This is a genomic window from Caulobacter sp. DMC95, assembly GCF_056313785.1.
The window spans coordinates 353,911-379,175 of sequence record NZ_JBQUZP010000004.1; the positions used below are offsets into that span (position 1 = coordinate 353,911).

The 25,265-nt window shown below is 67.3% G+C and carries 24 protein-coding genes and 1 pseudogene; 12 read left to right on the forward strand and 13 right to left on the reverse strand.

The window, feature by feature from the left end; all coding sequences use genetic code 11:
• Positions 1-6 precede the first annotated feature (6 nt).
• From ACT53N_RS12405 to ACT53N_RS12415, 3 genes are all read right to left on the reverse strand, one after another.
• Positions 7-1,659 carry a M28 family metallopeptidase gene (locus tag ACT53N_RS12405; RefSeq protein ID WP_476064170.1) on the reverse strand — a complete coding sequence of 551 codons (1,653 nt, stop codon included), beginning with the start codon at positions 1,657-1,659 and terminating at the stop codon, positions 7-9.
• A gap of 80 nt (positions 1,660-1,739) precedes the next feature.
• Entirely contained in the window at positions 1,740-2,936 is a 1,197-nt protein-coding gene (locus tag ACT53N_RS12410) for an alanine racemase (RefSeq protein WP_476064171.1), read from the reverse strand.
• A gap of 136 nt (positions 2,937-3,072) precedes the next feature.
• A complete protein-coding gene (locus ACT53N_RS12415; RefSeq protein ID WP_476064172.1) occupies positions 3,073-4,050 on the reverse strand; it encodes a threonine ammonia-lyase in 978 nt (325 codons plus the stop codon).
• Positions 4,051-4,149: 99 nt separating this feature from the next.
• On the opposite strand from ACT53N_RS12415, the gene ACT53N_RS12420 reads away from it, so the two are divergent.
• From ACT53N_RS12420 to ACT53N_RS12440, 5 genes are all read left to right on the forward strand, one after another.
• Entirely contained in the window at positions 4,150-4,773 is a 624-nt protein-coding gene (locus ACT53N_RS12420; RefSeq protein WP_476064173.1) for an acyloxyacyl hydrolase, read from the forward strand.
• A gap of 121 nt (positions 4,774-4,894) precedes the next feature.
• Positions 4,895-6,181 (forward strand): adenylosuccinate synthase, encoded by a 1,287-nt coding sequence (locus ACT53N_RS12425; protein WP_476064174.1) that lies wholly within the window; start codon positions 4,895-4,897, stop codon positions 6,179-6,181.
• 128 nt (positions 6,182-6,309) lie between these two features.
• A complete protein-coding gene (locus tag ACT53N_RS12430; RefSeq protein WP_476064175.1) occupies positions 6,310-8,040 on the forward strand; it encodes an ATP-binding protein in 1,731 nt (576 codons plus the stop codon).
• 167 nt (positions 8,041-8,207) lie between these two features.
• Positions 8,208-9,353, forward strand: coding sequence for a hypothetical protein (locus ACT53N_RS12435; protein ID WP_476064176.1), 1,146 nt, complete (start codon positions 8,208-8,210; stop codon positions 9,351-9,353).
• Positions 9,354-9,429: 76 nt separating this feature from the next.
• A complete protein-coding gene (locus ACT53N_RS12440; RefSeq protein WP_476064177.1) occupies positions 9,430-10,239 on the forward strand; it encodes a response regulator in 810 nt (269 codons plus the stop codon).
• Positions 10,240-10,245: 6 nt separating this feature from the next.
• Here the strand turns inward: ACT53N_RS12440 and ACT53N_RS12445 are convergent, their stop codons facing one another.
• The 3 genes from ACT53N_RS12445 to ACT53N_RS12455 form a co-directional block, all read right to left on the reverse strand.
• Complete coding sequence (locus tag ACT53N_RS12445) at positions 10,246-10,962, reverse strand: alpha/beta fold hydrolase (protein ID WP_476064178.1); 717 nt, start codon at positions 10,960-10,962, stop codon at positions 10,246-10,248.
• 250 nt (positions 10,963-11,212) lie between these two features.
• Complete coding sequence (gene rpoH, locus ACT53N_RS12450) at positions 11,213-12,109, reverse strand: RNA polymerase sigma factor RpoH (protein WP_010920934.1); 897 nt, start codon at positions 12,107-12,109, stop codon at positions 11,213-11,215.
• Positions 12,106-12,210: a hypothetical protein gene (locus tag ACT53N_RS12455; protein WP_476064179.1), complete on the reverse strand. Its 105-nt coding sequence runs from the start codon at positions 12,208-12,210 to the stop codon at positions 12,106-12,108. Before ACT53N_RS12455 ends, rpoH begins: the two co-directional genes overlap by 4 nt.
• Positions 12,211-12,294: 84 nt before the next feature.
• On the opposite strand from ACT53N_RS12455, the gene ACT53N_RS12460 reads away from it, so the two are divergent.
• From ACT53N_RS12460 to ACT53N_RS12475, 4 genes are all read left to right on the forward strand, one after another.
• On the forward strand, positions 12,295-12,657 hold the full coding sequence (locus ACT53N_RS12460; RefSeq protein WP_476064180.1) for a phage holin family protein: 363 nt from the start codon (positions 12,295-12,297) through the stop codon (positions 12,655-12,657).
• Between the two features lie 202 nt (positions 12,658-12,859).
• Positions 12,860-13,384, forward strand: a complete 525-nt coding sequence (locus tag ACT53N_RS12465) for a VOC family protein (RefSeq protein ID WP_476064181.1) — start codon at positions 12,860-12,862, stop codon at positions 13,382-13,384.
• The gene (locus tag ACT53N_RS12470) at positions 13,384-14,019 is read left to right on the forward strand and encodes a carboxymuconolactone decarboxylase family protein (protein WP_476064182.1); all 636 of its coding nucleotides are present in this window, start codon (positions 13,384-13,386) and stop codon (positions 14,017-14,019) included. Before ACT53N_RS12465 ends, ACT53N_RS12470 begins: the two co-directional genes overlap by 1 nt.
• Before the next feature lie 156 nt (positions 14,020-14,175).
• The gene (locus ACT53N_RS12475) at positions 14,176-16,017 is read left to right on the forward strand and encodes a putative bifunctional diguanylate cyclase/phosphodiesterase (RefSeq protein WP_476064183.1); all 1,842 of its coding nucleotides are present in this window, start codon (positions 14,176-14,178) and stop codon (positions 16,015-16,017) included.
• Positions 16,018-16,030: 13 nt separating this feature from the next.
• Here the strand turns inward: ACT53N_RS12475 and ACT53N_RS12480 are convergent, their stop codons facing one another.
• The 6 genes from ACT53N_RS12480 to ACT53N_RS12505 all read right to left on the reverse strand — a co-directional run bounded on the left by ACT53N_RS12480 (position 16,031) and on the right by ACT53N_RS12505 (position 21,490).
• Positions 16,031-17,065, reverse strand: coding sequence for a threonine aldolase family protein (locus tag ACT53N_RS12480; protein ID WP_476064247.1), 1,035 nt, complete (start codon positions 17,063-17,065; stop codon positions 16,031-16,033).
• On the reverse strand, positions 17,062-17,466 hold the full coding sequence (locus ACT53N_RS12485; protein WP_476064184.1) for a GFA family protein: 405 nt from the start codon (positions 17,464-17,466) through the stop codon (positions 17,062-17,064). The genes ACT53N_RS12480 and ACT53N_RS12485 overlap by 4 nt, the downstream gene beginning before the upstream one ends.
• A gap of 24 nt (positions 17,467-17,490) precedes the next feature.
• Positions 17,491-18,630, reverse strand: coding sequence for an epoxide hydrolase family protein (locus ACT53N_RS12490; RefSeq protein ID WP_476064185.1), 1,140 nt, complete (start codon positions 18,628-18,630; stop codon positions 17,491-17,493).
• 50 nt (positions 18,631-18,680) lie between these two features.
• The gene (locus ACT53N_RS12495) at positions 18,681-19,574 is read right to left on the reverse strand and encodes an EamA family transporter (protein ID WP_476064186.1); all 894 of its coding nucleotides are present in this window, start codon (positions 19,572-19,574) and stop codon (positions 18,681-18,683) included.
• Positions 19,575-19,666: 92 nt separating this feature from the next.
• On the reverse strand, positions 19,667-20,377 hold the full coding sequence (locus ACT53N_RS12500; protein WP_476064187.1) for a CPBP family intramembrane glutamic endopeptidase, BDIM_20840 family: 711 nt from the start codon (positions 20,375-20,377) through the stop codon (positions 19,667-19,669).
• Between the two features lie 57 nt (positions 20,378-20,434).
• Positions 20,435-21,490, reverse strand: coding sequence for an AraC family transcriptional regulator (locus tag ACT53N_RS12505; protein WP_476064188.1), 1,056 nt, complete (start codon positions 21,488-21,490; stop codon positions 20,435-20,437).
• Positions 21,491-21,640: 150 nt separating this feature from the next.
• On the opposite strand from ACT53N_RS12505, the gene ACT53N_RS12510 reads away from it, so the two are divergent.
• Entirely contained in the window at positions 21,641-22,696 is a 1,056-nt protein-coding gene (locus ACT53N_RS12510) for a DUF2855 family protein (protein ID WP_476064189.1), read from the forward strand.
• Between the two features lie 7 nt (positions 22,697-22,703).
• On the opposite strand, the gene ACT53N_RS12515 is transcribed toward ACT53N_RS12510, so the two are convergent.
• Positions 22,704-23,330 (reverse strand): glutathione S-transferase family protein, encoded by a 627-nt coding sequence (locus ACT53N_RS12515; protein ID WP_476064190.1) that lies wholly within the window; start codon positions 23,328-23,330, stop codon positions 22,704-22,706.
• Positions 23,331-23,434: 104 nt separating this feature from the next.
• Here ACT53N_RS12515 and ACT53N_RS12520 point away from each other — a divergent pair, with 104 nt between their 5' ends.
• The gene (locus ACT53N_RS12520; RefSeq protein ID WP_476064191.1) at positions 23,435-25,129 is read left to right on the forward strand and encodes an acyl-CoA dehydrogenase family protein; all 1,695 of its coding nucleotides are present in this window, start codon (positions 23,435-23,437) and stop codon (positions 25,127-25,129) included.
• Between the two features lie 6 nt (positions 25,130-25,135).
• Positions 25,136-25,255 (forward strand): annotated as a pseudogene (locus tag ACT53N_RS12525) (hypothetical protein); the annotation flags it as partial.
• Between the last annotated feature and the right edge of the window lie 10 nt (positions 25,256-25,265).

Consider the following 25,265-nt stretch of genomic DNA (forward strand, 5'->3'; position numbering starts at 1 on the left):
CGAACCCTATTTCCGCTCAGCCTTGCTGGCGTCGCGGGCGGCCTTGAACTCGGAATCCGCGCCCCAGTCGGGCCAGCGGGTCGAGCCAGCCAGGTCGCGGCCCACGCTGTAGACGAGGGCGATGTCGGCGCTCATGCCGTCGAGGCGCCAGCTGTCGTTCCACTCGTCGGCGGGCTGATGGTAGGCGTTGATGCGATAGGCGTCCGAAGCCGCCTTGCCGGCGGCGACGCCGCCCTCGACCAGGTCCTCGCCCGAGCCGAACGAGATGGCTGGCACGCCGCGCTTGGCGAACGGGAAGTGGTCCGAGCGATAGAAGTAGCCGGCTTCAGTGGCCGGATCGGGCGTGTAGGTGCGGCCCACGGCCTTGCCCTTGGCGATCAGGTCATCGAGCAGGTCGAGCTTGGCGTTGCCCGAGATCGTAAAGTCCTTGGCCGGACCGGTCGGATCCAGGGCGTCGGTGTTGATGACGCCCGCCGTCTTGGCCAGCGGATACAGCGGATTGGCCGCGTAGTACTCCGAGCCCAGCAGGCCCTTTTCTTCGGCGGTCACGGCCAGGAACACCATCGAGCGGTCCGGCTTGGGGCCGCTGGCGGCCAGGCGGCCCATCTCCAGCATGGCGGCGATGCCGGTCGCGTTGTCGACGGCGCCGTTATAGATCTTGTCGCCCTTGGCGTCCGGCAGGCCGACGCCCAGGTGGTCCCAGTGGCCGCTGAAGATCACGGTCTCGTCAGGGCGCTTGGCGCCGGTGACCTTGCCGACCACGTTCTTCGAGATGATCACCTCGTGCTTGACCTTGTAGTCCGCCGAGAAGGTCGCGCCCTTCAGTTCCACCGGCTTGAAGTCGCGGCTCTGCGCGGCCTTCTTCAAGGCTTCGAAGTCGAGGCCGGCCTTCTTGAACAGGTCGACGGCGACGTCGCGCTGGATCCAGCCCTCCATCGGCGGATGCGACTTGGCCGGCTCCTTGCGGACGATGTCGAACATCGTGTTGGTGTTGGAGTTCTTGACCGTTGCCCAGCCGTACGAGGCCGGCGCCGTTTCATGGACGATCAGCAGGCCGGCGGCTCCCTGACGGGCGGCCTCCTCGAACTTGTAGGTCCAGCGACCGTAATAGGTCATGGCCTTACCGCCGAAGTCGCCGGATCCGGTCTCGAAGTCCGGATCGTTGATCAGCACGACGACGACCTTGCCCTTCAGGTCCATGCCCTTGAAGTCGTCCCAATTGCGCTCGGGGGCCTTGACGCCGTAGCCGGCGAAGACGATCGGGGCGTCCTTGATCGAGACGGCGTTCACATTGGTCATCGCCGCGCGGATGGCGACCTGTTCGCCCTGGTTCAGCATGACGTGGTCGGGGCCGACCATCACGTGGGCCATAACCGGGCCGTCGATGTCGAACTTGCTGAGCGGCACGTCCTGGGTCCACAGGCGCTTGCCGTCCTTCAGGTCGCCGCCGGGCTCAAGGCCCACGGCCTTCATCTGCTCGGAGATGTAGGCGACGGTCTTCGTCTCGCCAGCGGTGGCCGGGCCGCGACCCTCGAAGGCGTCTGAGGACAGCGTCTTGATGTGGGCGGCCAGCTTGGCGGGGTCGATCTTGGGCGCGTCCGACGCGTGCGCCAGCATGGGCGCGGCGAATAGGGCGGTGGCGAGCAGCAGGCGTTTCATCGGTAAGCCCTCTTGGAGCAAATCTTGTCGTTGGGCGCGGACCCTAGAGCGCTCTTGCCCCAAGGGGAAGCGGTTTACCGCTACCGGAAACTGACCCGCCGCCCATCCACCGCCCAGCGCTCCAGCGTCGTCCCATCCCAGACGTGCAAAGCGTCATAGAGGTTGATGGTCGGGTCGCAGTGGCCCGGCTGCAGCCAGATAATATCACCGACCTTGGGCGCGTCGGCGGGCCAGGGGCGGCTCGGATCCGCGTCGGCCTCGGCGACCGCCTTGTCGAAGCTTAAAGGGTCGCGACCGCCGGCCTTCAGCACGTCGATCAGGGCCGGATGCGCGATCATGCCATGCTCGTCGCCCATGGCCCGCCAAAGCGCGCCGGGCGCAGCGCCGGCCATGACGCGGGCGGGCGGACCGTCCATGGCCACAGCCTTGAAGCCGGCGTCACAGGTGACATGGCTCTTGTGATTGGCCGAGACCACGGTCGCGGCCACGAACATCGCCGGCTCGAAGCCCCAGGCCTCGCCGTCCGGCGCGCCGCAGTCGTCGTATTCGACGTCCATCACCGCATAGGACCCCGCTTGCAGCTCGGTGTAGACGCCCGAGGCGAGATCGTAGGCGTGGGTGCCGGTCCCGCCGCCCGTCACCACCGGCGGCGGCAGGCCCGCCTCGGTCAGCTCCGCGACCAGGCCCTTGAGGGTGGCGAAAGCGGCTTCGTCGGCCGACTTGCGTAAGGACACGTCGTCCATGTGCTGCAGGTGGCCGAGATAGGCTTGGATTCCCGCGAACCGTAGCCCGGGCGCGGCGTCGGCGGCGCGCGCCAGACGCAGAGCGTCCTTCGGATAGGCGCCGGCGCGGTGGGTGCCCAGATCAAGGTCGATCACCAGGTCCAGCGTGACGCCCGCCGCCACAGCCGCGTCAGACAGGCGATCGATCTGGCCCTCGTCGTCAGCGACCGCGCCGACCGTGGCGCCGGTCTTGGCTAGGGCCGACAGCCGCGCCGCGCCCCAGGGCGGGGAGGGGGCGGTGACCAGCACGTCCTGGATTCCGCCTGCGACATAGGCCTCGGCCTCGCCGACGGTCTGGCAGCACAGGCCTACTGCGCCGCGCTCGATGATCAAGCGGCCCAGTGTCGAGCACTTGTGAGTCTTGCCATGCGCCCGCAGGCGCACGCCCGCCGCGTCGCAGAGCGCCTGCATGCGGGCGAGGTTCCGTTCGAGGGCGGCGCGCTCGATGACCAATAGCGGGGTTTGGGGGAGCGCGGTCGCGGGCGGCAGGTTCATGGGTTTCCTCATTTTTGGCGACCCTAACGCCCCCTCCGTCACGCGGCTATGCCGCGCGCCACCTCCCCCCGCTTCGCGGATGAGGAGGATTTCCATCCTCCCCTGTTCAACGGGTGAGGTGGCCCGGAGGGGGGCGCTAAATCTCGCCGCTCAAGACCTTGGCGAATAACCCCGGATCGACATTGCCGCCCGAAAGGACGATCGCCACCGTCTTTCCCGCCACATCGACCTTGCCCGTCAGCGCCGCCGTCAGGGCCACGCAGCCGCCCGGCTCGACCACCAGCTTCAGCGTCGAGAAGGCGTAGCGCATCGCCTCGGCCACTTCAGCGTCGGTCACCGCCACGGCGCCGGCGAGGTTTTTCTGGTTGATCGGCCAGGTCAGGTCGCCGGGGATCGGGGTCAGCAGGGCGTCGCAGATCGAGCGGGCGTCCTTGTCGATCGTCTCGCGCTGGCCGCTTTCCAGCGAGCGCCGGGTCTCGTCGAAGCCGGCGGGCTCCACGCCCCAGATTTCGGTCGAAGGCGAGAGCGCCTTCACCGCCGTCGAGGTCCCGGCGATCAGGCCGCCGCCGCCGACGCAGCAGATCAGGCTGTCGAGCGTCGCGCCCTGCGCGGCGGCCTGGGCGACGATCTCGAGACCCACCGTACCCTGGCCGGCGATGATGTGCGGGTCGTCATAGGAGGGCACGACCACGCAGCCGCGCTCGGCGGCGATCTGGTCGGCGATGGCGACGCGGTCCTCGGTGAAGCGGTCGTAGAAGCGGATGTCGGCGCCGAAGCCGCGCGTGCCCTCGACCTTCACGGTCGGCGAGTCGGACGGCATCACGATCAGGGCCGGCACGCCCAGAAGCCGTGCCGCCAGCGCCACGCCCTGTGCGTGGTTGCCGGACGAAAAGGCCACCACGCCCCGCGCCTTTTCAGCCTCGTTCAGTTGGCTGAGCCGGTTATAGGCCCCGCGAAACTTGAAGGCGCCGGCGCGTTGCAAGGTCTCGGGTTTGAGGAAAATCCGACCGCCCAGTCGCTCGTTCAAGGCGGGGCTCTCGATCAGCGGCGTCTCGACGGCGAGGCCCTTCAGGCGCGAGGCGGCGGCTTGGATGTCAGCGAGAGAGACGGTCATGAGAGCAGGCTAGCGCGGCCATGGATCGATCGAAACCCTTTCCGAGCTCCGCCGTTACGGCCATATTGAGCCGGGGGCTTAGCTGTTCAGGACAACTCTATGAAGACCGCCACTTCCGCCGCCGTGGCCTCCTTGATGCTTGCCGGCGCCGCGCTTGGATGCGCCAGCCCCGCGCTGGCGGGGGAGGCCTTTGTCGGTATCTACAAGCACGACGTGACTTTCATCGGCAACGCCGTTGGCTTGGGCGCCGCAGGCCGCGAAGGCGGGGCCGACATCCACCTGGGCTATCGCACCGACCGCATCGAGCGCCTGGATTGGCTGGGCAAGCCGCAGGTTCACGCGATGGTGTCGATCAACACCAACAACACCTCGAACTTCGCCGCCGTCGGCTTCAACTGGAAGGTCGAGCTGGGGCAGCCGGGCGGGTTCTATCTGCGCCCCGGCATGGGTCTGGCCTACACCGACGGCAAGGCCGGTCTGCCGCCGGCAAATGCGCCGAACCTGACGCCGGAAGAGCGCGACCGCCGGACCTGGCTCTACTACAACCGCATTGATTTCGGCTCGAAGGTGCTGTTCGAGCCGGAGCTGGCCCTGGGCTATCAGGTCAACGACAAGGTGTCGGTCGAGCTGTCCTACACGCACCTGTCGAACGGCCAGATCTTCCACCAAGGCAAGAACCAGGGGCTTGACGACGCAGGGGTTCGGCTGGTTTACGCCTTCTGACTTCGGCTAGGCGTGCGACGCCAGCGGCCGGCGCCGCCCAAAATTGAGACCACGTCCGGGGTCGAGTCCTGTCGAAGGACCCTGCGGCGTCACTCGGCAGGCGACAAGGCGTACCCAAACCATGGCTAACGTGACCGTTGTCGGCGCCCAGTGGGGCGACGAGGGCAAGGGCAAGATCGTCGATTGGCTCAGCAACCGCGCCGATGTCGTGGTGCGCTTCCAGGGCGGCCACAACGCCGGCCATACGCTGGTGGTGGACGGCAAGGTCTACAAGCTGGCCCTACTGCCGTCGGGCGTCGTGCAGGGCAAGACCAGCGTGATCGGCAACGGCGTGGTTGTCGACCCCTGGCATCTGCTGAGCGAGATCGACAAGATCGCCGAGCAGGGCGTGGCCATCACCCCGGATCTGCTGATTCTGGCCGACAACGCCTGCCTGATCTTGCCGCTGCACCGCGACTTGGACCAGGCGCGTGAGGCCGCCTCGACCCAGAAGATCGGCACGACGGGCCGCGGCATCGGCCCGGCTTACGAGGACAAGGTTGGCCGTCGCGCCATCCGGGTCGCGGACCTGGCGGATCCGGAAGCGCTGAAGCCCAAGATCGAGCGCCTGCTGGCCCACCACGGCGCCCTGCGTCGCGGCCTGGGCCTGCCGGAGGCGAACGCGCAAGAGCTGTTCGACGCCCTGATGGAGCTGGCCCCTCGCATCCTCGCCTACGCCCAGCCGGCCTGGCGCGTGCTGGACCAGGCCTACAAGGCTGGCCGCCGCATCCTGTTCGAGGGCGCGCAGGGCTCGCTACTGGACGTCGACCACGGCACCTATCCGTTCGTCACCTCGTCCAACACCGCCGCCGGTCAGGCCTCGGCCGGTTCCGGTATGGGCTCGTCGGCGACCGGCTTCGTGCTGGGGATCGTCAAGGCCTACACCACCCGCGTGGGCGAAGGGCCGTTCCCGGCCGAGCTGTTCGACGACGTGGGCAAGCACCTGTCGACCGTCGGCCGCGAAGTCGGCGTCAATACCGGCCGCGCCCGCCGCTGCGGCTGGTTCGACTCGGTGCTGGTGCGCCAGTCGGTGGCCATCAACGGCATTCACGGCGTGGCCCTGACCAAGCTCGACGTGCTGGACGGCCTGAAGACCCTCAAGATCTGCGTCGGCTACAAGATCGGCGACAAGGTCGTCGACTACCTGCCGGCCGGTCTGCGCGATCAGGCCGCCGCCACGCCGATCTATGAAAAGATCGAGGGCTGGAGCGAAAGCACCGCCGGCGCCCGCTCGTTCAAGGACCTCAACGCCAACGCCATCAAGTATGTGCGCCGTGTCGAGGAGCTGATCGGCGCGCCTGTGGCTCTGCTGTCGACCAGTCCCGAGCGGGACGACACCATCCTGATGCGCGACCCCTTCCAGGGATAAATTTCTCTGGAAACAGATGCTTGTGGAACACACGCTTAAAAATCGAGCTTTTTTCCGCGCACGGTAAATGGTTGTGAACCTAGAACGCTGAAGCTTGGCGGGAGAAGAAACCGCGAAGGGACAGCCGGGTGGGGCTGAGGGCGTTGCTGGATGACGGCGTGGAAGGCGCGATGCTCGTGATGAGCCGTCGCAGCCGGATTGCACGCCTGGGCGCCAGCGCGCTGATCGCCGGTCTGTTGGCTTTCCACTTCGGCCTGAAGCCTTGCCTGATCTGGGTCCTGGCGATCCTGGCCTGCGAGGGCTGGGTCACTTACCTGCAGGTGACCTTCAAGCCGACCGGCGACGTGAAGCGAATGCGCTGGATGCGGCTGGGACCGCCGTCGGCTTTCGCGCTAGTCTGGGCGGTGATGGCGATCCTCTCCGTGCTGAACGGGCCTGGCGCCATGCGCTATGCGGGCGTCCTGATCCTGTTTGGCATGGTGGTCGAGGGCATGCGGTATGCTGTCAGTAGTCCGTCGGCCATGCTCTCCCTGACGATCTGGCCCTTCGCCGCCCTGGCTGCGCTGCCATTGGTCGCGCCAAGGTTTGGCTTCTGGGACCGCGTGACGGCTCTGGTGTTCCTGGCGGGTCTGGTGGGCTACGTCATCGACGCGGTTCGGGCGATGCGCGAGACGGCCAGGGCGCGCGAGGAGGCGGAGGCCAAGGCGCTGGAGGCGAGCCAGGCCAAGTCCGCCTTCCTGGCGATGATGAGCCACGAGCTGCGGACCCCGATGAATGGTGTCCTAGGCTTGGCGCACGCGCTCCGCAGCACAAAGCTTGACGCCCAGCAGGCCGGCTACCTGGAGATGATCGAGGAGTCCGGCCATGGCCTGATGACGATCCTCAACGATATCCTTGATCTCTCCAAGATCGAGGCTGGCAAGTTGGCCCTTGAGGTCGCTCCCTTTGATATCCGCAAGTTGGCGCTCCAGACACGCGCGGTATGGAATGAGAGCGCGCGCTTGAAGGGTCTGGACCTGATCCTGGAAGTCGGCCCGGGCGCGCCGCCCTGGGTGATCGGCGACGCCGCGCGGGTGCGTCAGATCCTGATGAATCTAGTCTCAAACGCCTTGAAGTTCACGGAGGCCGGTCGGGTCGTCATCCGGCTCGACGCCGATGATCAGGGGGGCGTCCGCGTCGCGGTCAGCGACACCGGGATCGGGATGAGCGCCGAGCAGATCGATCGCGCCTTTACGCCCTTCGCCCAGGGGGATCCGACCATCGCCCGCCGTTTCGGCGGCACGGGTCTTGGACTTTCCATTTGCCGGCAGCTGGCCGAGCTGATGGGTGGCGAGATCAGCGTCTCCAGCGATCCCGGCGTGGGCTCCACCTTCACCGCCCGCCTTCGCCTTCCGGCCACCGCCGCGCCCGCTACGCCAAGGACATCGACGCCCTCACCGGCGCCGCTGCTCGAAGGCGCGCGCGTGCTGGTGGTCGATGACAACGTGGTCAACCAGATGGTCGCACGCGCGATCCTCGAAGCCGTCGGGGCCGCTGTCGCCGTGGCGGGCGATGGCCATGCGGCGCTTGAACGGTTGCGCATCGAGGACTTCGACGTCGTGCTGATGGACGTTCACATGCCGGGCATGGATGGGGTGGAGGCGGTGCGCCGCATTCGCGCCGGCGAGGTCGGTCGCAGTGACCTTCCCATCGTGGCCCTGACAGCCGACGCCATGGCCGGCGACAGCGAGCGCTTGATCGCTCAAGGGTTCGACGACGCCCATCCCAAGCCCGTCCAACCCGCAGGCCTGCTGGCGACGGTGGCTAGCCTGCGTCGCGCGCCTTCGGAGCTCGAGCGCCTGCGCCTTGCGGGAGTCTAGGGCATTTTCCGATAGGTGGGAAACGGCTATCGGACCGAAAATGCTCTAAGCTATTGAATTAGCGCCCTTTCGATCCGGTCCAGGCAAGTCTGCAGAACGCTGTTCGGTTAGCGTTTGTTAGCCCGTTTGGCGTAAATCAGGCGGGCGCTTTCAGAACTGGGGGATCCGTGCTCGCACCCGCGCGCCGTAGGCTCAAGCCGGCCAGAACGTCCGACCGGGTGACGCGGAGTCTTCGCGCGCTGGAGCGGACGGCCTCGACCAGTCGCGTGCTGAACCTCATCGCGATCGAGGCCGAGAGCGGCCATAGGCCCGAATACGTTCAAGCTCCGCTCTTCAAGAACCGGGTGCTGAACACGGCGCTCATCGTCAAGCACCGCGTCCGCCACGACGATATTTACCTCTTCGAAGAGGCGCGTGCGACGGCGACCAAGATCATCATACCGTTCGACCGCAAGGACCTGTCCTTGGGCGGACAATCGGTCTTTATCGGGCAGCGGGGCTGGAAAAACCTGCTGGTCGACGCCTGCAACGGCGCGGGCGAGAGCGCGCGAGACCTGTCGGTTCTGCGGATGATCGACCAGTTGCCGTCGCTCGATCCGTTCTTGCTGCGCGAACATCTGCGTCGCCACGGTGTCTTCGCCGCCCCGTGCTACTTCGCCCTGTCTCCGGCGGACGTCGACGCCATGCAAGGCTTCGTCGCCATGGAGATCGCGCGCCTGATCGCGCTCGCTTACCGCGACCTCGGCGGGGGCGGCGAAGTCCACGCCACCCGGATGGTCGAGGCCTTGTTGGCGACCGATGTCGATGATCGGCTGGAACCTCTTCGCGAGACCCTTGTCCTTGAAGGGGGCAGCTTCAAGGAGGGCGTCTTCAGCTGGAAGGGCTTCCTCTACTATAAATGGACTTTGGAGAGCCTGTGGCCACGCTTGGCCGAAGTCGCCGCAGAGATCGGGCGCCTTGCTGTCCGTGGAGAGCGCGACCCCGAAACGGGTCGCTACCTAGAGGATGCGCGTCGTCGCCTTCAAAGCGGTGTTCTGGTCGAGCGTAACGCCATCCTTAGGACGCTGAAGGTGTACGATGACGCCTTCGATAGTTTGGTCGAGAATAACAACCCAAACGTATTCCGTGAATTCTTGCTCAAGGCGCCAGAGTTATTTCTAATTTTGGGTGAACGCGTAGGCGCTATCTCACACATCTCTAGCTACTGGCGATATCGTTTTCCGATAGGTGAGACACTCACAGCCTCTGTTGAAGAAACGCTCGATATCTTCATGGATTTCGAGGCGGGGCTGTCAGTGCCCCTTCCTGCTTGAGGCGGACGTGATCCAAGATTCATCAAGCGGATTTTTACACTCTAGGGCGTAGCCTCCAGCCCTAGGTTCAGGAGTCGTGTTCGTGTTCGACGGAAACGTCCGCACTATTCAGCGGGTGGCCGCGAAGGTCCAAAGGGTGATGGTCGTCGACCCAAACCCTGCGACCGCGCGCCTGTTGACCGAGCATCTTCGACCGCTGGGCGGGGTGCAGATCTTCTCGGCCCCGACCGCCGAGAAGGGCTACGCCATGGCGCGAGCCGTCGACCCCCAGCTCATTTTTGTCGAGCATGGCAGTTCCGGCGTCGATGGACTGGCGTTCACCCGAAAGCTGCGCCGCAGTGATCTGGCCTGTCGCGAGGCGCCTGTGGTCATGTGCACCAGCGAGGCGACCGCCGAGGCGATCTTCGGCGCGCGCGACGCCGGCGTGCACGAGTTCATGCGTAAGCCCTTCAACCTGAAGGACCTTGAGCGGCGCCTGGAGGCTGTGACCCTGAAGCCGCGCGACTGGGTCGAGGCCGTGGCCTATGTCGGCCCCGATCGCCGTCGCTTCAACTCTGCCGACTACAAGGGGCCGCGCAAGCGCAAGGCCGACGCGTCCGATACGCCCGCCGCGCGTCTCTCCCAGGCCCTGCGGATCGTCAAATCGGCCGCCCAGGCGCTGGACAGCGATCCGGCCCAAGCCCGGCGCGCGTTGGCGGCTCAAGCCCTGGAGCTCCGCCGGGTCGGCGAAGCGGTGAAGGAGTCGCGCCTCATCCAGGCCGCCGAGGCCCTGACCGCCTGCACTCAGTCCGACATCGCCGGCTCAAGCGGGCGTACCGAGCTGGTCAAGCGGATCGACGCCCTACTGGGCTTCATGGCGCCCGAGGAAACGGGCCGCGCGGCCTAACGCGGCCTAACGATGTCCTGCAGGACGGGCCAGCCAGTGCCGTAAGGCGCCGTTTACGGGGCCAGGCGCCTCCATCGGCGTCATGTGCCCCGTCTCGGGGATCACGACGAGGTGCGAACAGCCGATGGCTGCGGCCATCTTGCGGTGCCCCTCGGCGGGCGTGATCTGATCGTTCTCGCCGACGATAACCACCAACGGAACACGCAAGCCGCGCAGCGCGGCTTCGCCGTCCTCGCGCTCCAGGCTGTTCTGGCGCAGGAACACCTCGCGGCCCAGGCGCTGGGTCATGTCGACGATGCGGCGGGTGAGGTCGGCGTCGTCCAGGCGCGAGGCGTCGATATAGCTCTTCATGATCGCCTGGCCGATCCCCAGGAACGTTCCGGCCTTGGCGGCGGCCTTGTTCAGCGCGCGGCGCTGGGCGGCGCGCTCGGGCGTGTCGATGCGGATCGAAGTGTCCAGCAGAGCCAGACGCTCGATCCGCCCCGGCGCGATCCTGGCGATATCCTGGGCCACATAGCCGCCCATCGAGAAGCCGGCGAGGGCGAACGTCGGCTCGGCGTGATCCAGCACGTGCTCGGCCATCTCGCGGATCGTGGCGTAGGGCGAGAGATCCGGAACCCAGCAACGCGCGACGTCCGACAGCCCGCTGATCTGGTCGCGCCATAGCTCAGCGTCGTTAAGCAGGCCGGGAAGGAGGATCAGCTGGGGCAGGGGAGGGGGCATGTACGAGTGTCTACCATCACCGCAGCCAGAAACGCCCGCTTACAGCGATCGGCCGATTGCTTTGCGCGCGACGCCTAGAAGTGACGCCGAAGACCCAACGTTCCGAGAGGCCGTTCAGGGGGGAGGGAGCTAGTATGGGTCGGCTATTCCTGGGATAGCCGCGCCACCAAGCAGACCTTCAACTCATCGCCCGACGAAAAAGGGCGCTCCGAAGAGCGCCCCTTCCGTCTCACGATCGTGAGCTCAAGCCTCAGGCGTCGACCATGTTCTTGGCGATCGCTGCCTCGCGCATGGTCTTCTGCAGCTTTTCGAACGCGCGGACCTCGATCTGGCGCACGCGCTCACGGCTCACGCCGTACTGGGCGGCGAGTTCTTCCAGGGTGGTCGGATCGTCCTTCAGGCGACGCTCAGTGAGGATGTGGCGCTCGCGGTCGGTCAGTTCGACCATCGCCTCTTCCAGAAGCGACATCCGCAGCGACTTTTCCTCGTCCTCGGCGACGCGGGTCTCCTGGGAGACCTGCTCTTCGTCGGCCAGCCAGTCTTGCCACTCGCTTTCGCCGTCGGCGCGCAGCGGCGCGTTCAGCGAGGCGTCGGGGCCCGACAGGCGACGGTTCATCGAGATGACCTCGCTGTCCAGCACGCCCAGCTTGGTGGCGATCTGGCTGACCTGGTCAGGATGCAGGTCGCCCTCCTGGAAGGCGGCGATCTGGCTCTTAGCCTTGCGCAGGTTGAAGAACAGCTTCTTCTGCGCGGCCGTCGTGCCCATCTTCACCAGCGACCACGAGCGCAGGATGTATTCCTGGATCGAGGCGCGGATCCACCACATGGCGTAGGTGGCCAGGCGGAAGCCCTTCTCGGGTTCGAATTTCTTCACCGCCTGCATCAGGCCGACATTGCCTTCGGAGATCACTTCGCCGATCGGCAGGCCATAGCCGCGATAGCCCATGGCGATCTTGGCCACGAGGCGCAGGTGGCTGGTGACCATCTTGTGGGCCGCTTGCGGGTCCTGATGCTCTTTCCAGCGCTGGGCCAGCATGAACTCTTCGTCCTTGCTGAGCATCGGGAACTTGCGGATCTCGGTGAGGTAACGCGACAAGCCGCCATCCGGCGACATCACCGATAGAGAATTCACGGCCATCTTACTCATATCCCCTTGCGTGCGGATCCGCTCGCCAATCGCGCGCGATCATCCCCCACACGAGGGACTAGATAGTTCACGCAGCGGCAGTTTGAAGAGCAGTAACGCATTTGTAATGTCCGAGTTTCGTGCTCGGATATTGTACGAATGCGGCCATCGTTTGGACGCGTCGCCTCTGACGTTCGGGAGATTCCATGGTCCGCCTCATTTTCCGCCTGTTGATCGCCGCCTTCGGCCTGTGGCTGGCGACCCAGATTGTGCCGGGCGTTGCGGCCGATGGTTGGAAGACCCTGCTGATCGCGGGCCTGCTGCTGGGGATCGTCAATGCGGTGGTGCGTCCGATCGTGACCCTACTGACCTTCCCGCTGACCCTGGCGACGCTGGGCCTGTTCCTGCTGGTGGTGAACGCCGGTATGATCGGCCTCGTGGCCTGGATGCTGGACGGCCTGACGGTTCGCGGCCTGTGGGCGGGGATCCTGGCGGCTATCGTCACGGGCGTGGTCAGCTGGGGCGGTCAGATCCTGCTGGGGGATACGAAGAAGGAGGAGCGGGAGTAGGGAGCCAACCCCTTTCCCGACCTCCCCGGCGAATGCCGGGGCCCAGATCGTAAGGCTGTGAGGCGCCGGACGGGTCCAACGCTCAGGGTGTACCTGGATCCCGGCGTTCGCCGGGAAGGTCGGGTTTTTGAGGCGCGGACGCAGGGGCAATCTGGCGCTTGCGCTCCATCGGCGTAACCTCGGTCTCCGGGAGGAAGCCGAGATGAAGATCACCGGCGTCAATCACCTGGCCCTGGTCTGCCGCGATATGGCGCAGACCGTCAGGTTCTACACCGAGATCCTGCAGATGCCGCTGGTCAAGACCGTGGCGCTGCCGGACGGCGGGCAGCACTTCTTCTTCGACTGCGGCGGCGGGTCCTGCCTGGCGTTCTTCTGGTGGCCGGACGTTCCGCCGGCCGCGCCGGGCGTCGCCTCGGTCAAGGCCTTCCCGGCTGAGGCCAAGACGGCGGTGGGCTCGATGAACCATGTCGCCTTTAGCGTCGACGAGGCCGACCTGGACGCCTGCCTTGAGCGCCTGCAGGCGGCCGGCGTCCCGGTATTCCCCATGGTGGTGAACCACGACGACAGCGAGATGGGCGTCGCCCGCAAGCTGCATCCCGGCGTATTCGTACGCTCTGTGTACTTCACCGACCCCAACGGGATCATGATGGAGCTGGCCGCCTTCACCCGCGCCTTTGGGCCCGAGGACGTGCGCCACGAACCGGCCCGCGCCACGGCGGACGCCTGATGCCGCGCCTGCGCCAGATCCCCCGCGCCGAGGTCGCCGACAAGGGGACCCTCAAGCTCTACGATCTGCTGTTCGGCGACCGGGATCCGGTGGCCGAGCCCGGCACCGACACTGGCACGCGCGGCGACTGGTGGACGGTGTTTGCGGGCAGCCCCGACATCCTGCGTCACGCCGCCCAGGGCTTTGCGCTCTATCGCGATCCGGCCCGCAAGCTGGACCCGGTGCTGCGCGAGCTGGCCCAGACCCGCGCCGGCTGGGCGCGCGGCAGCCAGTTCGTGTTCTCGCAGCACTGCAAGTCGCTACGGGGGCTGGGGGTCTCCGAGGACAAGATCGCCGCGGTGCCCCATTGGCCGGTTTCCGATGTCTTTGACGCCCATGAGCGCTCCGTGCTGGCCTATGCGGACGGTCTGGTGCTCGACGGGGGGCGGATCGCCGACGGCGTGTTCGCCGCGTTGAAGGCGTTCCTGTCCGACGAGCAGATCCTGGAGCTGACCTACATCACCTGTCTCTACGAGATGCATGCGGTGATGAGCCGGGCCCTGCGCACCGAGTTTGATGACCGCGACGACCCCATCGTCGAGGTCGCGCCGCCGGAAGGTTTCAGCGCCAGGGATTTCATGGACACAGGTCGCTGAGCGATCTCTTCAGTTGCGTGAGATCCCTTGTAAACGCACAGGAAAGCACTGTGACGGGCCTGTGAAGTTTTCGCGAAATGAACGCCGCAAAGCGGAGCCATTAGCGCCTCGTTAGTCCAGTCCGGGCCTCCTCCACCCGTGAGTGGAGGCGTATCAATGTTCACCTTGAGGGACACCGTTTCTTTCCTGGAGCCGGCGCGCGAGGATCATCTCGGCAAGGCTCTGTACGAGCGGTTCCGGGAAGAACCCGACACGCTGATCATCCCGGTGCTGGACCACGACGACCGGCCGACCGGCCTCGTCGAGCGCAACGCCTTCTTCCTGCGCATGGCCGCCGAGTATGGCCGCGCGCTCTACGCCAACCGGCCGATCTCGACCCTGATGGATCGCGAGCCGCTGGTCGTGGACGCTGACACCGAACTGGCGGAGTTCACGTCCGACAGCCTGTCGTATCGCGCCTCGGACCTGCTGCGTGGCTTCATCGTCACCGAGAACGAGCGCTATCTGGGCGTCGGTACGGTGCTGGCCCTGCTGCAGGCCAGCAATGAGACCAACCGGCGGGGCGTGGCCCAGATCGCGCGGCTGGCGCACTTCGACCCGCTGACCGACTTGCCCAACCGGGTGCTGTTCCAGAAGTCGCTCGGCGAGGCCTTGGCCCGTCGGTCGCGCAAGGGCGACGGGCTGGCGGTGCACTTCGTCGACCTGGACCGCTTCAAGACCGTCAACGACACCCTGGGCCACCCGCTGGGCGACGCGCTGCTGAAGATCGCCGCCGAACGTCTGCGCGGCTGCGTGCGCGAGGGTGACACGGTCGCGCGCCTGGGCGGCGACGAGTTCGCGGTGGTCCAGACAGGACTGGACGACGCCAACGGCGCCACGCGGCTGGCTTCGCGGATCGTCGAGGCGATGGCCGCGCCGTTCGACCTGCAAGGCCACCATGTTGTGATCGGCGCCAGCGTCGGGGTCAGCCTGGCGCCCACCGACGGCGACGACGCCGACGAGTTGCTGAAGAAGGCCGACATGGCGCTCTACCGCGCCAAGGCCGACGGGCGCGGGGCTTATCACTTCTTCGAGCGGGCGATGGACGAGCAACTTCAGGCGCGGCGCGCGCTGGAGCTGGATCTGCGTCGGGCGCTGCAGGCGGGCGAGTTCGAGCTTGTCTATCAGCCGCTCTATCACCTGGACGACGAGCGGGTGACAGGGTGCGAGGCGCTGCTGCGCTGGTATCACCCTGAGCGCGGCACGGTCTCGCCCGCCGACTTCATTCCGCTGGCCGAGGAGATCGGCCTGATCGTCCAACTGGGCGAGTGGGTCCTGCGCCGCGCTTGCGCCGAGGCGGCGAACTGGCCCGAGCATGTGCGCCTGGCGGTGAATCTGTCGCCGGCCCAGTTCCGCGACCGGGGTCTGGTGCGCACCGTCGTCTCAGCCCTGGCGGCCTCGGGCCTTTCGGCCAATCGCCTCGAGCTGGAGATCACCGAGTCGGTCCTGCTGCAGGACAGCGCCGCCAACATGACCATGCTGCACGACCTGAAAGCCTTGGGCGTGCGGATCTCGATGGACGACTTCGGCACCGGCTACAGCTCGCTGAGCTATCTGCGCAGCTTCCCGTTCGACAAGATCAAGATCGATCAGACCTTCGTCCGCGACATCCTGCATGACAGCGACGCCATGGCCATCATCAAGGCCGTTCTGGACCTCGGCGCGTCGATGGGCGTCACCACCACGGCCGAGGGCGTCGAGACGCTGGAGCAACTGAACGCCCTGCGGGGGCAAGGCTGCGCCGAGATTCAGGGCTACTTCATCAGCCGACCGGCGCCTGCCAGCGAGATCGCGCGGATGCTGGGCGTGGGGGGAGGCGCGTGTATGAGCGCCCCCTCCGTCTTGTCGCCTATCGGCGCCAATCCACCTCCCCCGCAAGCGGGGCAGGATGCTCGAACAAAGACCTCCTCACCCGTAGCGGAGCGTACGGAGGAGGTGTCGCGCGGCGAAGCCGCGTGACGGAGGGGGCGCTCTAAGCCACCCGCTTCAGCGCCGCGCCCAGGTCCTCGACCATCTCCGGCGTGGTGGCCCACGAGCACATGAAGCGCACGGTCCCGTCCAGGAACCGGTAGACGAACCAGCCCTCGCCACGCAGCCGCTCCAGCGTGGGCTCGTCCATCTCGACGAAGATCCCGTTGGCTTCGACGGCGTGCTTGATGGGGAAGGGTATCAGGTCGGCCAGCTTGCGGGCCATGGCGTTGGCGTGGGCGGCGCGGGCGGCCCACGGACCGGTGTCGCCGTGCTCGCCCAGCAGGCCCAGCCAAGGCGCGGCCAGGTAACGCCCCTTCGAGATCAACTGACCCGCGTGCTTGAGGCGTGCATCCAGCCGACGGGCATGGTCAGGGTTCAGGAACACCACGGCCTCGGTCGGGGTCGAACCGGCCTTGGTGCCGCCCATCACCAGGATGTCGACGCCCATCTTGGCGACGCTTTTCAGGTCAAAACCGGCGGCCACCGCATTGGCCAGCCGCGCGCCGTCCAGGTGGACGCCGTAGCCCCTGGCCTTCACCGGCGCGATCAGGCTTTCGAGATGCGCCTGCGAATAGACCGTGCCGTACTCGGTGGCGGTGGTTAGGGAGAGCGCCGCCGCCGGCTGGCGGTACGAGACGTCGGGCTGGGCCAGCGCCGTTTCCAGGCTCGCTAGCTCCATCTTGCCCGATGCGCCCGGCAGGCCGATCAGGCCTACGCCTTGGCCGAAGAGCCCCGGAGCGCCGGTCTCGTCCGTGCAGATATGAGCGTGTTCGTGAGCCAGCACCGCCTCGTGCGGCGCGGCCAGCAGCGTCAGGGCGAAGGCGTTGGCGGCGGTGCCCGAGGCGGTGAAGCGAACCTCGGCGTCGGCGTCCAAGGCGGCGCGGATCCGATCGGCGGCGGCCCCGCTGACGTGGTCGGTCCCATAGCCCGAGGCCGTCCCCGCATTGGCTGCGATCAAGGCCTCCATCACTTCCGGCATGGCGCCGGCGACATTGTCGGAGGCGAAGTCGAAGCGGGGCGCGGTCTGGGTCATCAGCCTGAGGGGTTCTTCGGGAAAGCCGGTGCGGCGGAGTCGATCGGATGCCACGGCTGCGCCTCGCACGTCCAGACCGAGACGCCCGCCTTGTAGGGCGCTGGATCATCAAGACCGCCCAGCTTCACCGCCACGACCGGCATGGCGATCTCCGACGCCAGGGGCGTCCCGCAGTCGGCGCAGAAGATCCGCGTCACCGCCTGGCCGCTGCCGCCGGGGCGGCTGTAGCGACGCGGCTCGCCCTGGGTGAAGGCGAACGCGGGCTTGGGTACCAGCGCGATATAGTTCGGGCCGCCGCCCGATGCGTACTGGCATTCGCGGCAGTGGCAGACGGCGACGTTGATCACGCCCTCCATCTCGTAGCGGATCTGGCCGCACAGGCACCCGCCAGTGATCTTGCTCATCGCCTTCCCCCTCCGATCAAACGTCTAAAGTTCGCGCGCCCAGGCCCGCACGTCGTCGACGAACAGCCCTGGCTCCTCCATCGCCGCGAAGTGGCCGCCGCGCGGCATCTCGCTCCAGCGGGTGATGTTGTAGGCGCGGTCGGCCCAGGAGCGGGGCGGGGGCTTGTAGATGCTCTCGCCCGGGAAGTTGGCGAAGGCCGTCGGCGTCTCGCAGCGCTGCCCCTCGGCCAGGACCGGACCGCCTTCCTCCAGCATGGCGCGGTAGTACCAGGCGCCGGTCGTGAAGCTGCCGGTCATCACGTAGATCATCAGGTTGGTCAGCAACTGGTCGCGGGTGAAGACCTGCTCGAACGGCTTGCCCGACAGGTCGGCCCAGTCGTGGAAGCGCTCCAGGATCCAGGCCGCCTGGCCGACCGGGTTGTTGGCCCCCAGCCAGGCGACCGACTGCGGCTTGCTGGCCTGCAGGCGGAAATAGGCACCCCACAGGTCCATCTGAGCGCCGAAGCCCGTGATCCAGTCGATCTCGTCCTGGGTGCGCGGCGGACCGGCGGGACGCAGGCCGATCATGTTCAGGTGGATGGCCTTGGCGTGGGCGCCATGGTCGAGGCCCAGCCACGAGGTCACGAGACCGCCCCAGTCGCCGCCCTGGGCGAGGTAGGTCTCGTAGCCCAGCTCGCGGGTCATCAGGGTGTTGAAAAGGCGCGCCGTGGCGCGCTGGCCCAGCGGCCGCTTGGGTTTTCCCGAGAAGCCAAAGCCAGGCAGCGAGGGGATGACAAGGTCGAAGGCGTCGGCCGGATCGCCGCCATGCCGGGACGGGAAGGCCAGCGGCTCGATCGCGTCCCAGAACTCGAAGTGGCTGCCCGGCCATCCGTGCGTGACCAGCAGCGGCCGCTTGCCGCCAGCCTCGCCCACGACATGGACGAAGTGAATGTCCAGGTCCTCGATCGTTGCGGTGAACTGCGGGTAGCGGTTCAGGTTGGCCTGCACCGCCCCGACGTCGAAGCCGTCGGTCCAGTAGGCGCAGAGGTCCTTCAGGAAGTCCGCGTCGCAGCCATAGCCCCAGCCGCCGCCTTCGGGCGCCGGCGGGAATTCATAGGCGCGGACCTGGGCCAGCACCTTGTCCACAGCCTCTCGGCTCCAGTCGACCTCGAACGGCTTTGACATGGCGACCTCCCTGTTTTGAGGGAAGCGTCAGGCGGTTGACGCGGGGGAGGTCAAGCCGCCGCGAAGCGCATCCGCACCTTCGGCCACAGCATGTTGACCGCCAGGCCCGTCAGCACGAGGGCGGCGGCGATCAGTTTCCAGGCGGGCAGGGTCTCGTGCAGCAAGAGGGCCGAGGCGCCCATGCCAAACACCGGCACCAGCAGGGCCATCGGCGTAACGGTGGCGGCCGGGTGCCTCGCCAGCAGCCAGCCCCAGGCGGCGTAGCCGAACATGGTGTTGCCGACCGCCTGCCAGGCCACGGCGACCCAGGTCCAGGGGGTGGCGGCGGTGACGCCCTTGACGATGGCTGGCCAGCCCTCAAGCCACAGCGACATCGCAAACAGCGGCGGGATCGAGAACAGGCTGGCCCAGACCACATAGCCCAGCATGTTCACCGCGCCGGCCTGGCGGGCGACGATGTTACCGGCCGACCAGCTGGCGGCGGCCAGCAGCACCAGGATCACACCCAGCGGCGTTGCGGAGCCGCCGCCGTGCGCGGCGATCAGGATGATGCCCGAGGCGGCCAGTAGCAGGGCCACCACCTGGAAGCCCTGCACGCGCTCGCGGCTGATCCACATGGCCATGCCGATGGTGAAGAACACCTGGGTCTGCACCACCAGCGAGGCCAGGCCCGGCGAGATGTGCCCCTTCATCGCCACGAACAGCAGGCCAAACTGACCCGCGCCGATCGCCACGCCGTAGGCGGCGAGGTTTCCCCACGGCACGGCCGGTCGTTTGACGAAGAACGCCATCGGCAACAGCACCATCGAAAAACGCAGGGTGGCGAACAGCAGCGGCGGCAGGTGGTCCAGGCCCACCCGGATGACCACGAAATTGGTCCCCCACACCGCCACCACAGCCAGGGCCAGCAGGAAGTGGCGCAAAGGCAGGGCGGCTTGGGGCATGGACGCTCCATCGGCGGTGGTCGCCTCCGATTGCGCCCCGCCTGGCGTCACGGCAACCGAAACATTGTCCCGGTGACAATGCCGCCTGCCTTTCAGAGCACCAGCGAGGCGGCGTTGCCCAGGTTGTGCATTAGCACAGGCAGCATGAGGCTTCCCGTGCGCAGACGCACCCAGACCGCGATCATCGAGGGACCGGCGGTCAGGGCGAAGATCAGCGGTTCGAACGAGAGCTCGCCCTTGGAGACGCCGAACGCATGCGCCAGGCCGAACAGGGCGCAGGACAGCGCCGCGCCCCAGCTCCAGTCGACGCCCAGGAAACGGACCCGGCCGGTAAAGGCGCGATCGAGGACCAGCAGCAGGACGCCGCGATAGAACGCCTCTTCCTCGAGGCCCGGCATGGTCAGCTGGAAGGCCATTGTCTCGACGTCGGTGGGTTCATTCGGAAACGCCAGGGCCAGACCGACGAACAACAGCGCGTACAGGCTGGCGACGGCCAACGGTCCCTTGAGATGCTCCTGGCGCCAGGTGAGGCCGCTCGCGCGCCACCCCAGGACGGGCAGGGCGGCTAAGGCCAGGGTTACCGCGAGGGCCGCCAGTTTGCCCTGCCAGTTCCAGTCGCCGCCGATCAGGTCTGGGACCAAGCGGTAGGCTCGGGTTAGCAGGGCGTCGTTCAGCAGCACCAGACCGGCCGCCGCGAAGAGCCAGCGGAACGAGACGGCGCGGCGTCCGCTCAAAAGCGCGATCGCGCCGCCCGCCAACAGAAGCAGCGCCAGGATCGCGCCAATGCTCCACAAACCGTCCATGATCTCGCCTCGTGATAGGAGTGCGAGGGCTTAGGCCGGCGGCGGCTCGGGCGCTTCTCAGAACACGGCGGGCCGTTCCTCAGGAGTCGGCGCGTTGCGAAAGGCGCTGGGCGGGCGGCTCTCCACCGCCTGAAAGGCGCGATTGAATGAGGCCAGCGAGGCGAAGCCGCTGTCCAGAGCGATGGCGATCAGCTTGTCCTCGGCCCGCGCCGGATCGGCGAGCAGCCGCTTGGCCTCGGCCACCCGGCAGGCGTTGAGGAAGGCGCGGAAGTGGTCGTGTCCGAGGCGATGGTTGATCAGCCGCCGCACCGTCCGTTCCGGCGCGCCCATGCGGCGCACGACCTCGGCGAAGTCGAGATCCGGCGCTAGGTGAATCTTCTCGACCTCGACCAGCACGCGCAGGCGCTCGATCAGACGCGCTTCGTCGCCTTGGGCCAGATTGAGACTTTGCGCCCGCGCGCTGGGCTTTGCGGGTGCGGGGACGGGCAACAGGCGCAGCGCTAGCCATGCGGCGAAGGCCAGGAAGGCCGCGTTCTGAAGGATCGTGAAGCCGTGCGGGCCCCAGTCCAGTCCCATGACCAGGTCGACCAGGAAATCCGCCGCCAGTTGGCCGGCCAGCAGCATGACCACGAGCAGCCGCGCCCGCCGGCTCTCGTCCACGAGGTCGCCCGCCCGGTCGCGAACCAGGCGCCAGGCCAGATAGGCCAGCATCGAAACCCCGAGCGCAATGAGCGCCCAGGAGAGCCCACGACTTTCCAGATGGGGCCCCAAGAGCCCTCGGTCGGCGCTGGCGATGACCAGCCAGACCAGCCCTGCGGCGAGCACGCCGCCGCGCGGCCGGAACATCGAATCAAAGCTAGCCAGGCAGAACCACCAAAGGAAGACGGCGGCGTAGCCTGCGATCAGGGCGCCGGCGGCTCCGAGGGGCCCGCCCAACCGCAGCGCCGGCTCAGGCGTGTTGCCGGCCAGAAAGCCGACCAGGCAGATCGCCATGGGGGCGAAGTAGGCCGCCACGCGGCGTGTCCTGGGATCACGCGCCAGCAGGATCGCCAAGAGGAGCAGCAAGGTGGCTCCGGCGACCCGAACGATCACATCGAGCTGGCTGATATCCATGAGACTCCAGAACGCGGCGGCATCGCGGGCATAGCACGAACCTTTGCAGGGAGCGTCCCATCCCGTCGGGCATGTCCGCAGCGGCGAACGTTTGTTTGACGGCCGTTCTGCCGCCGCCTAGCTTCCCGCCGACTAGCAAGGGAGGCCCGCATGGCCTGGGATTTCGTCGTCGCCAAAAGCGACCTGCGTCGGACTGAAGTCCAGGACGCCCCACTGTCGCCGTTGGCCGAGGGCCAGGTGCGTCTGGCCATTGAAAGCTTCGCCCTGACGGCCAACAACATCACCTACGCGGTCTTCGGCGAGATGATGAAGTACTGGGACTTCTTCCCGGCGGCGGATGGCTTTGGCCGCGTGCCGGTCTGGGGCTTTGCGCGGGTCGAGGCCAGCAATCACCCCGGCGTCGCGGTCGGCCAGCGGTTCTACGGCTACTGGCCGATGTCGACCCACCTGACCGTGACGCCCAAGGTCGGCAAGGCCGGCTTCGCCGATGTCGCGCCGCACCGCCAGCACCTGGCGGCGGTCTATAACCAGTACATCGCGGTGGCCGAGGCGAGCCCGCTGGAGGCGCATACGGCGCTGCTGCAGCCGCTGTTCATCACCTCGTTCCTGATCGACGACCAACTGGACGAGGCCGGCTTCCACGGCGCCAAGAGCGTGATCCTGTCCAGCGCCTCGTCCAAGACCGCCATCGCCCTGGCGGCGCTGCTCAAAGCGCGCGGCGGCGTCAACGTCGTCGGCCTGACCTCGCCGCGCAACCAAGCGTTCGTCGAGGGGCTGGGCTTCTACGACCAGGTGGTGCTGTACGGCGACCTGCCGACCGCGCCGATAGCCGGACCGGCGGTGTTCGTCGATTTCGCCGGCGACTCGGCGGTGTTGGCGGCGGTCCACAACCGCTTCGCCGATGACCTGAAGGCCTCGATCCTGGTCGGCGGCACCCACTGGGAGGCGCCGCGCGCCCAGGTCGCCCTGCCGGGGCCGCAGCCGGCCTTCTTCTTCGCCCCCGACCGGGTGGCCAAGCGCCGCCAGGACTGGCCGGGCGGCGAGTTCGACCAGCGCTATGGCGCGGCCTGGACCCCGTTCGTGGCCGACGCGCCGCGCTGGCTCAAGGTTGAAGAAGGCCAGGGCCAGGACGCCATCCGCGCAGCCTATCTGGCTCAGGTGGACGGCGGGACCGCGCCGGACGTCGGCGTGGTCCTGCGGCCCTAGGCGAGGCTTAAGCCCCCAGCGCGTAAGGCCCGCCCTTGTCGAGTGCGGTCTTCCAAGCCGGGCGGGCGTGCATGCGGCCGATCCAGGCGGCCATATGCGGATAGTCGGCCAGCTTGCCCATGGCCTTGGCGACCTCGGGCACGAAGCTCATCTGGATGTCGGCGCCGGTGAGGGCCTCGCCGACGAAAAACTCTCGGCCCGCCAGGCTCTGGTCGACATAGGACAGGTGGTTGGCGATCTCGGACTGGATGCGCGGGTGCAGCGGCGCGCCGGCCTCGCCCAGGCGTCCGACATACATGTTGAGCATCAGCGGCAGCATGGCCGAGCCCTCGGCATAGTGCAGCCACTGCTGATAGCGGTCGTAGTCGGCGCTGGCGGCGTCTGGGGCGAGGCGACCGCCGCCGTGGCGACGGATCACATAGTCGATGATCGCGCCGGACTCGATGACCACCAGCTCGCCGTCCTGGATCACCGGTGACTTGCCCAGCGGGTGGACGTCGGTCAGCGACGGCGGCGCCAGGCGGGTCTGCGGATCGCGCTTGTGCTGGACGATCTCGTAGGGGAGCGACAGCTCCTCCAATAGCCACAGGATCCGCTGCGAGCGCGACTCGTTGAGATGGTGGACCTTGAGCACGTTTCATCCCCTATTTTGTGGTTATGCTGCATTGCGGCATTGCTCGCAGGTGCGAAAAGAGCCACAGTGAAAGAAAACAACTGTTTGGGCGCGGGGAGCAAGCCATGACCGACACGGTCGTCGAGAAGACCAACGAGACTCTCATCCTGCCCGGCCTGACGGGCCTGTTGCGCGAGGCCGCTGACGCGACCGCGCTGTTCGTGGCCGAGGCCAAGCCGGCCGTGCTGGCCCATATCGCGCCGAACGGCGGCAAGGTTGATCGCAAGCTCGCCGACGTCCACCAGCACCGCGTCCATGGCTATGGCTGGTACGCCTCCTACGCCGAGCTGATGAACCAGGTCGCCGGCTGGGCCGAGCGGCTGGAGGCTGAAGGTCGCTTTGGCGAGATCGAGGCCCTGCTGGCCCAGCTCTTGTTCTCGGAATACTGCGCTCAGCTGGTCGGCGGCGTGCCGATGAACCAGGGCGAGATCGTCCGCCCGGCGCATCTGGTCGAGGACCGCGCGGTGCTGAACCGCCTCTATTCCAACGGCCTGATGAAGCTGATGGTCGAGGGCGGAACCCAGGCCGTGAAGGCGCGCATCGCCCAGCGCCTGGCCGAGGCCCGCGGCCGGCCGACCCTGGAGCAGACCGGTCTCGACGAGACGTTCGAGATGATCCGCGACCAGTTCCACGCCTTCGCCGAGGAGAAGGTCACCCCCTTCGCCCACGAATGGCACCTGAAGGACGAGCTGATCCCGCTGGAGCTGGTCCAGGAACTGGGCGAGCTGGGCGTGTTCGGCCTGACCATCCCCGAAGAGTTCGGCGGCAGCGGCATGGGCAAGACCGCCATGTGCGTGGTCTCAGAAGAGCTGTCGCGCGCCTGGATCGGCGTCGGCTCGCTGGCCACCCGCTCGGAGATCGCCGGCGAGCTGATCCTGACCGGCGGCACCGAAGCCCAGAAGCAATACTGGCTACCCAAGATCGCCAGCGCCGAGATCCTGCCGACGGCCGTCTTCACAGAGCCGAACACGGGCTCGGACCTGGGCGCCCTGCGCACGCGCGGTGAGCTGAAGGGCGACCACTATGTCGTGACCGGGAACAAGACCTGGATCACCCACGCCGCCCGCGCCGACGTGATGACGCTTCTGGTCCGCACCGACCCGGCCACCACCGACTATCGCGGCCTTTCGATGCTGCTGGCTCCCAAGCCGCGCGGCACGGACGAAGCGCCGTTCCCGGCCGAGGGCATGAGCGGCGGCGAGATCGGCGTGATCGGCTATCGCGGCATGAAGGAGTATGAGCTGGGCTTTGACGGCTTCACCGTCCCGGCCGAGAACCTGCTGGGCGGCGTGCCCGGCCAGGGCTTCAAGCAGCTGATGGCCACCTTCGAAAGCGCCCGCATCCAGACCGCCGCCCGCGCTGTCGGCGTGGCCCAGGCGGCGCTGGAGGTCGGCCTGTCCTATGCGCTCGATCGCAAGCAGTTCGGCCAGCCGATCTTCGACTTCCCGCGCGTCCACAACAAGCTGGCCATGATGGCCGCCGAGATCATGGGCGTGCGCCAGCTGACCTACTTCGCCGCCCGCCAGAAGGACGAGGGCAAGCGCTGCGACCTCGAGGCCGGCATGGCCAAGCTGATCGCCGCTCGCGTCGCCTGGGCCGCCGCCGACAACGCCCTGCAGATCCACGGCGGCAACGGTTTCGCGATGGAATACGCCGCCAGCCGTCTGCTGGCCGACGCGCGCATCCTCAACATCTTCGAAGGCGCCGGCGAGATCCAGGCCCAGGTGATCGCGCGGCGTCTGCTGGACGGCGGGAACTAGGGCTAAGACGCCCCCTCCGTCTCGCTGCGTCTCCGCAGCGATCCACCTCCCCCGCAAGCGGGGCAGGAGGGCGGTTTCCTCCTCCCTCGCGCAGCGGGGGAGGTGGCGCGATGCGCAGCATCGTGACGGAGGGGGC

Bases quoted from the DNA above. Each gene is read 5' to 3' on its own strand.
- ACT53N_RS12405 (WP_476064170.1), bottom strand. From the start codon at position 1,659: ATGAAACGCCTGCTGCTCGCCACCGCCCTATTCGCCGCGCCCATGCTG.
- ACT53N_RS12410 (WP_476064171.1), bottom strand. From the start codon at position 2,936: ATGAACCTGCCGCCCGCGACCGCGCTCCCCCAAACCCCGCTATTGGTC.
- ACT53N_RS12415 (WP_476064172.1), bottom strand. From the start codon at position 4,050: ATGACCGTCTCTCTCGCTGACATCCAAGCCGCCGCCTCGCGCCTGAAG.
- ACT53N_RS12420 (WP_476064173.1), top strand. From the start codon at position 4,150: ATGAAGACCGCCACTTCCGCCGCCGTGGCCTCCTTGATGCTTGCCGGC.
- ACT53N_RS12425 (WP_476064174.1), top strand. From the start codon at position 4,895: ATGGCTAACGTGACCGTTGTCGGCGCCCAGTGGGGCGACGAGGGCAAG.
- ACT53N_RS12445 (WP_476064178.1), bottom strand. From the start codon at position 10,962: ATGCCCCCTCCCCTGCCCCAGCTGATCCTCCTTCCCGGCCTGCTTAAC.
- rpoH (WP_010920934.1), bottom strand. From the start codon at position 12,109: ATGAGTAAGATGGCCGTGAATTCTCTATCGGTGATGTCGCCGGATGGC.
- ACT53N_RS12455 (WP_476064179.1), bottom strand. From the start codon at position 12,210: ATGCGTTACTGCTCTTCAAACTGCCGCTGCGTGAACTATCTAGTCCCT.
- ACT53N_RS12460 (WP_476064180.1), top strand. From the start codon at position 12,295: ATGGTCCGCCTCATTTTCCGCCTGTTGATCGCCGCCTTCGGCCTGTGG.
- ACT53N_RS12465 (WP_476064181.1), top strand. From the start codon at position 12,860: ATGAAGATCACCGGCGTCAATCACCTGGCCCTGGTCTGCCGCGATATG.
- ACT53N_RS12470 (WP_476064182.1), top strand. From the start codon at position 13,384: ATGCCGCGCCTGCGCCAGATCCCCCGCGCCGAGGTCGCCGACAAGGGG.
- ACT53N_RS12475 (WP_476064183.1), top strand. From the start codon at position 14,176: ATGTTCACCTTGAGGGACACCGTTTCTTTCCTGGAGCCGGCGCGCGAG.
- ACT53N_RS12485 (WP_476064184.1), bottom strand. From the start codon at position 17,466: ATGAGCAAGATCACTGGCGGGTGCCTGTGCGGCCAGATCCGCTACGAG.
- ACT53N_RS12490 (WP_476064185.1), bottom strand. From the start codon at position 18,630: ATGTCAAAGCCGTTCGAGGTCGACTGGAGCCGAGAGGCTGTGGACAAG.
- ACT53N_RS12495 (WP_476064186.1), bottom strand. From the start codon at position 19,574: ATGCCCCAAGCCGCCCTGCCTTTGCGCCACTTCCTGCTGGCCCTGGCT.
- ACT53N_RS12500 (WP_476064187.1), bottom strand. From the start codon at position 20,377: ATGGACGGTTTGTGGAGCATTGGCGCGATCCTGGCGCTGCTTCTGTTG.
- ACT53N_RS12505 (WP_476064188.1), bottom strand. From the start codon at position 21,490: ATGGATATCAGCCAGCTCGATGTGATCGTTCGGGTCGCCGGAGCCACC.
- ACT53N_RS12510 (WP_476064189.1), top strand. From the start codon at position 21,641: ATGGCCTGGGATTTCGTCGTCGCCAAAAGCGACCTGCGTCGGACTGAA.
- ACT53N_RS12520 (WP_476064191.1), top strand. From the start codon at position 23,435: ATGACCGACACGGTCGTCGAGAAGACCAACGAGACTCTCATCCTGCCC.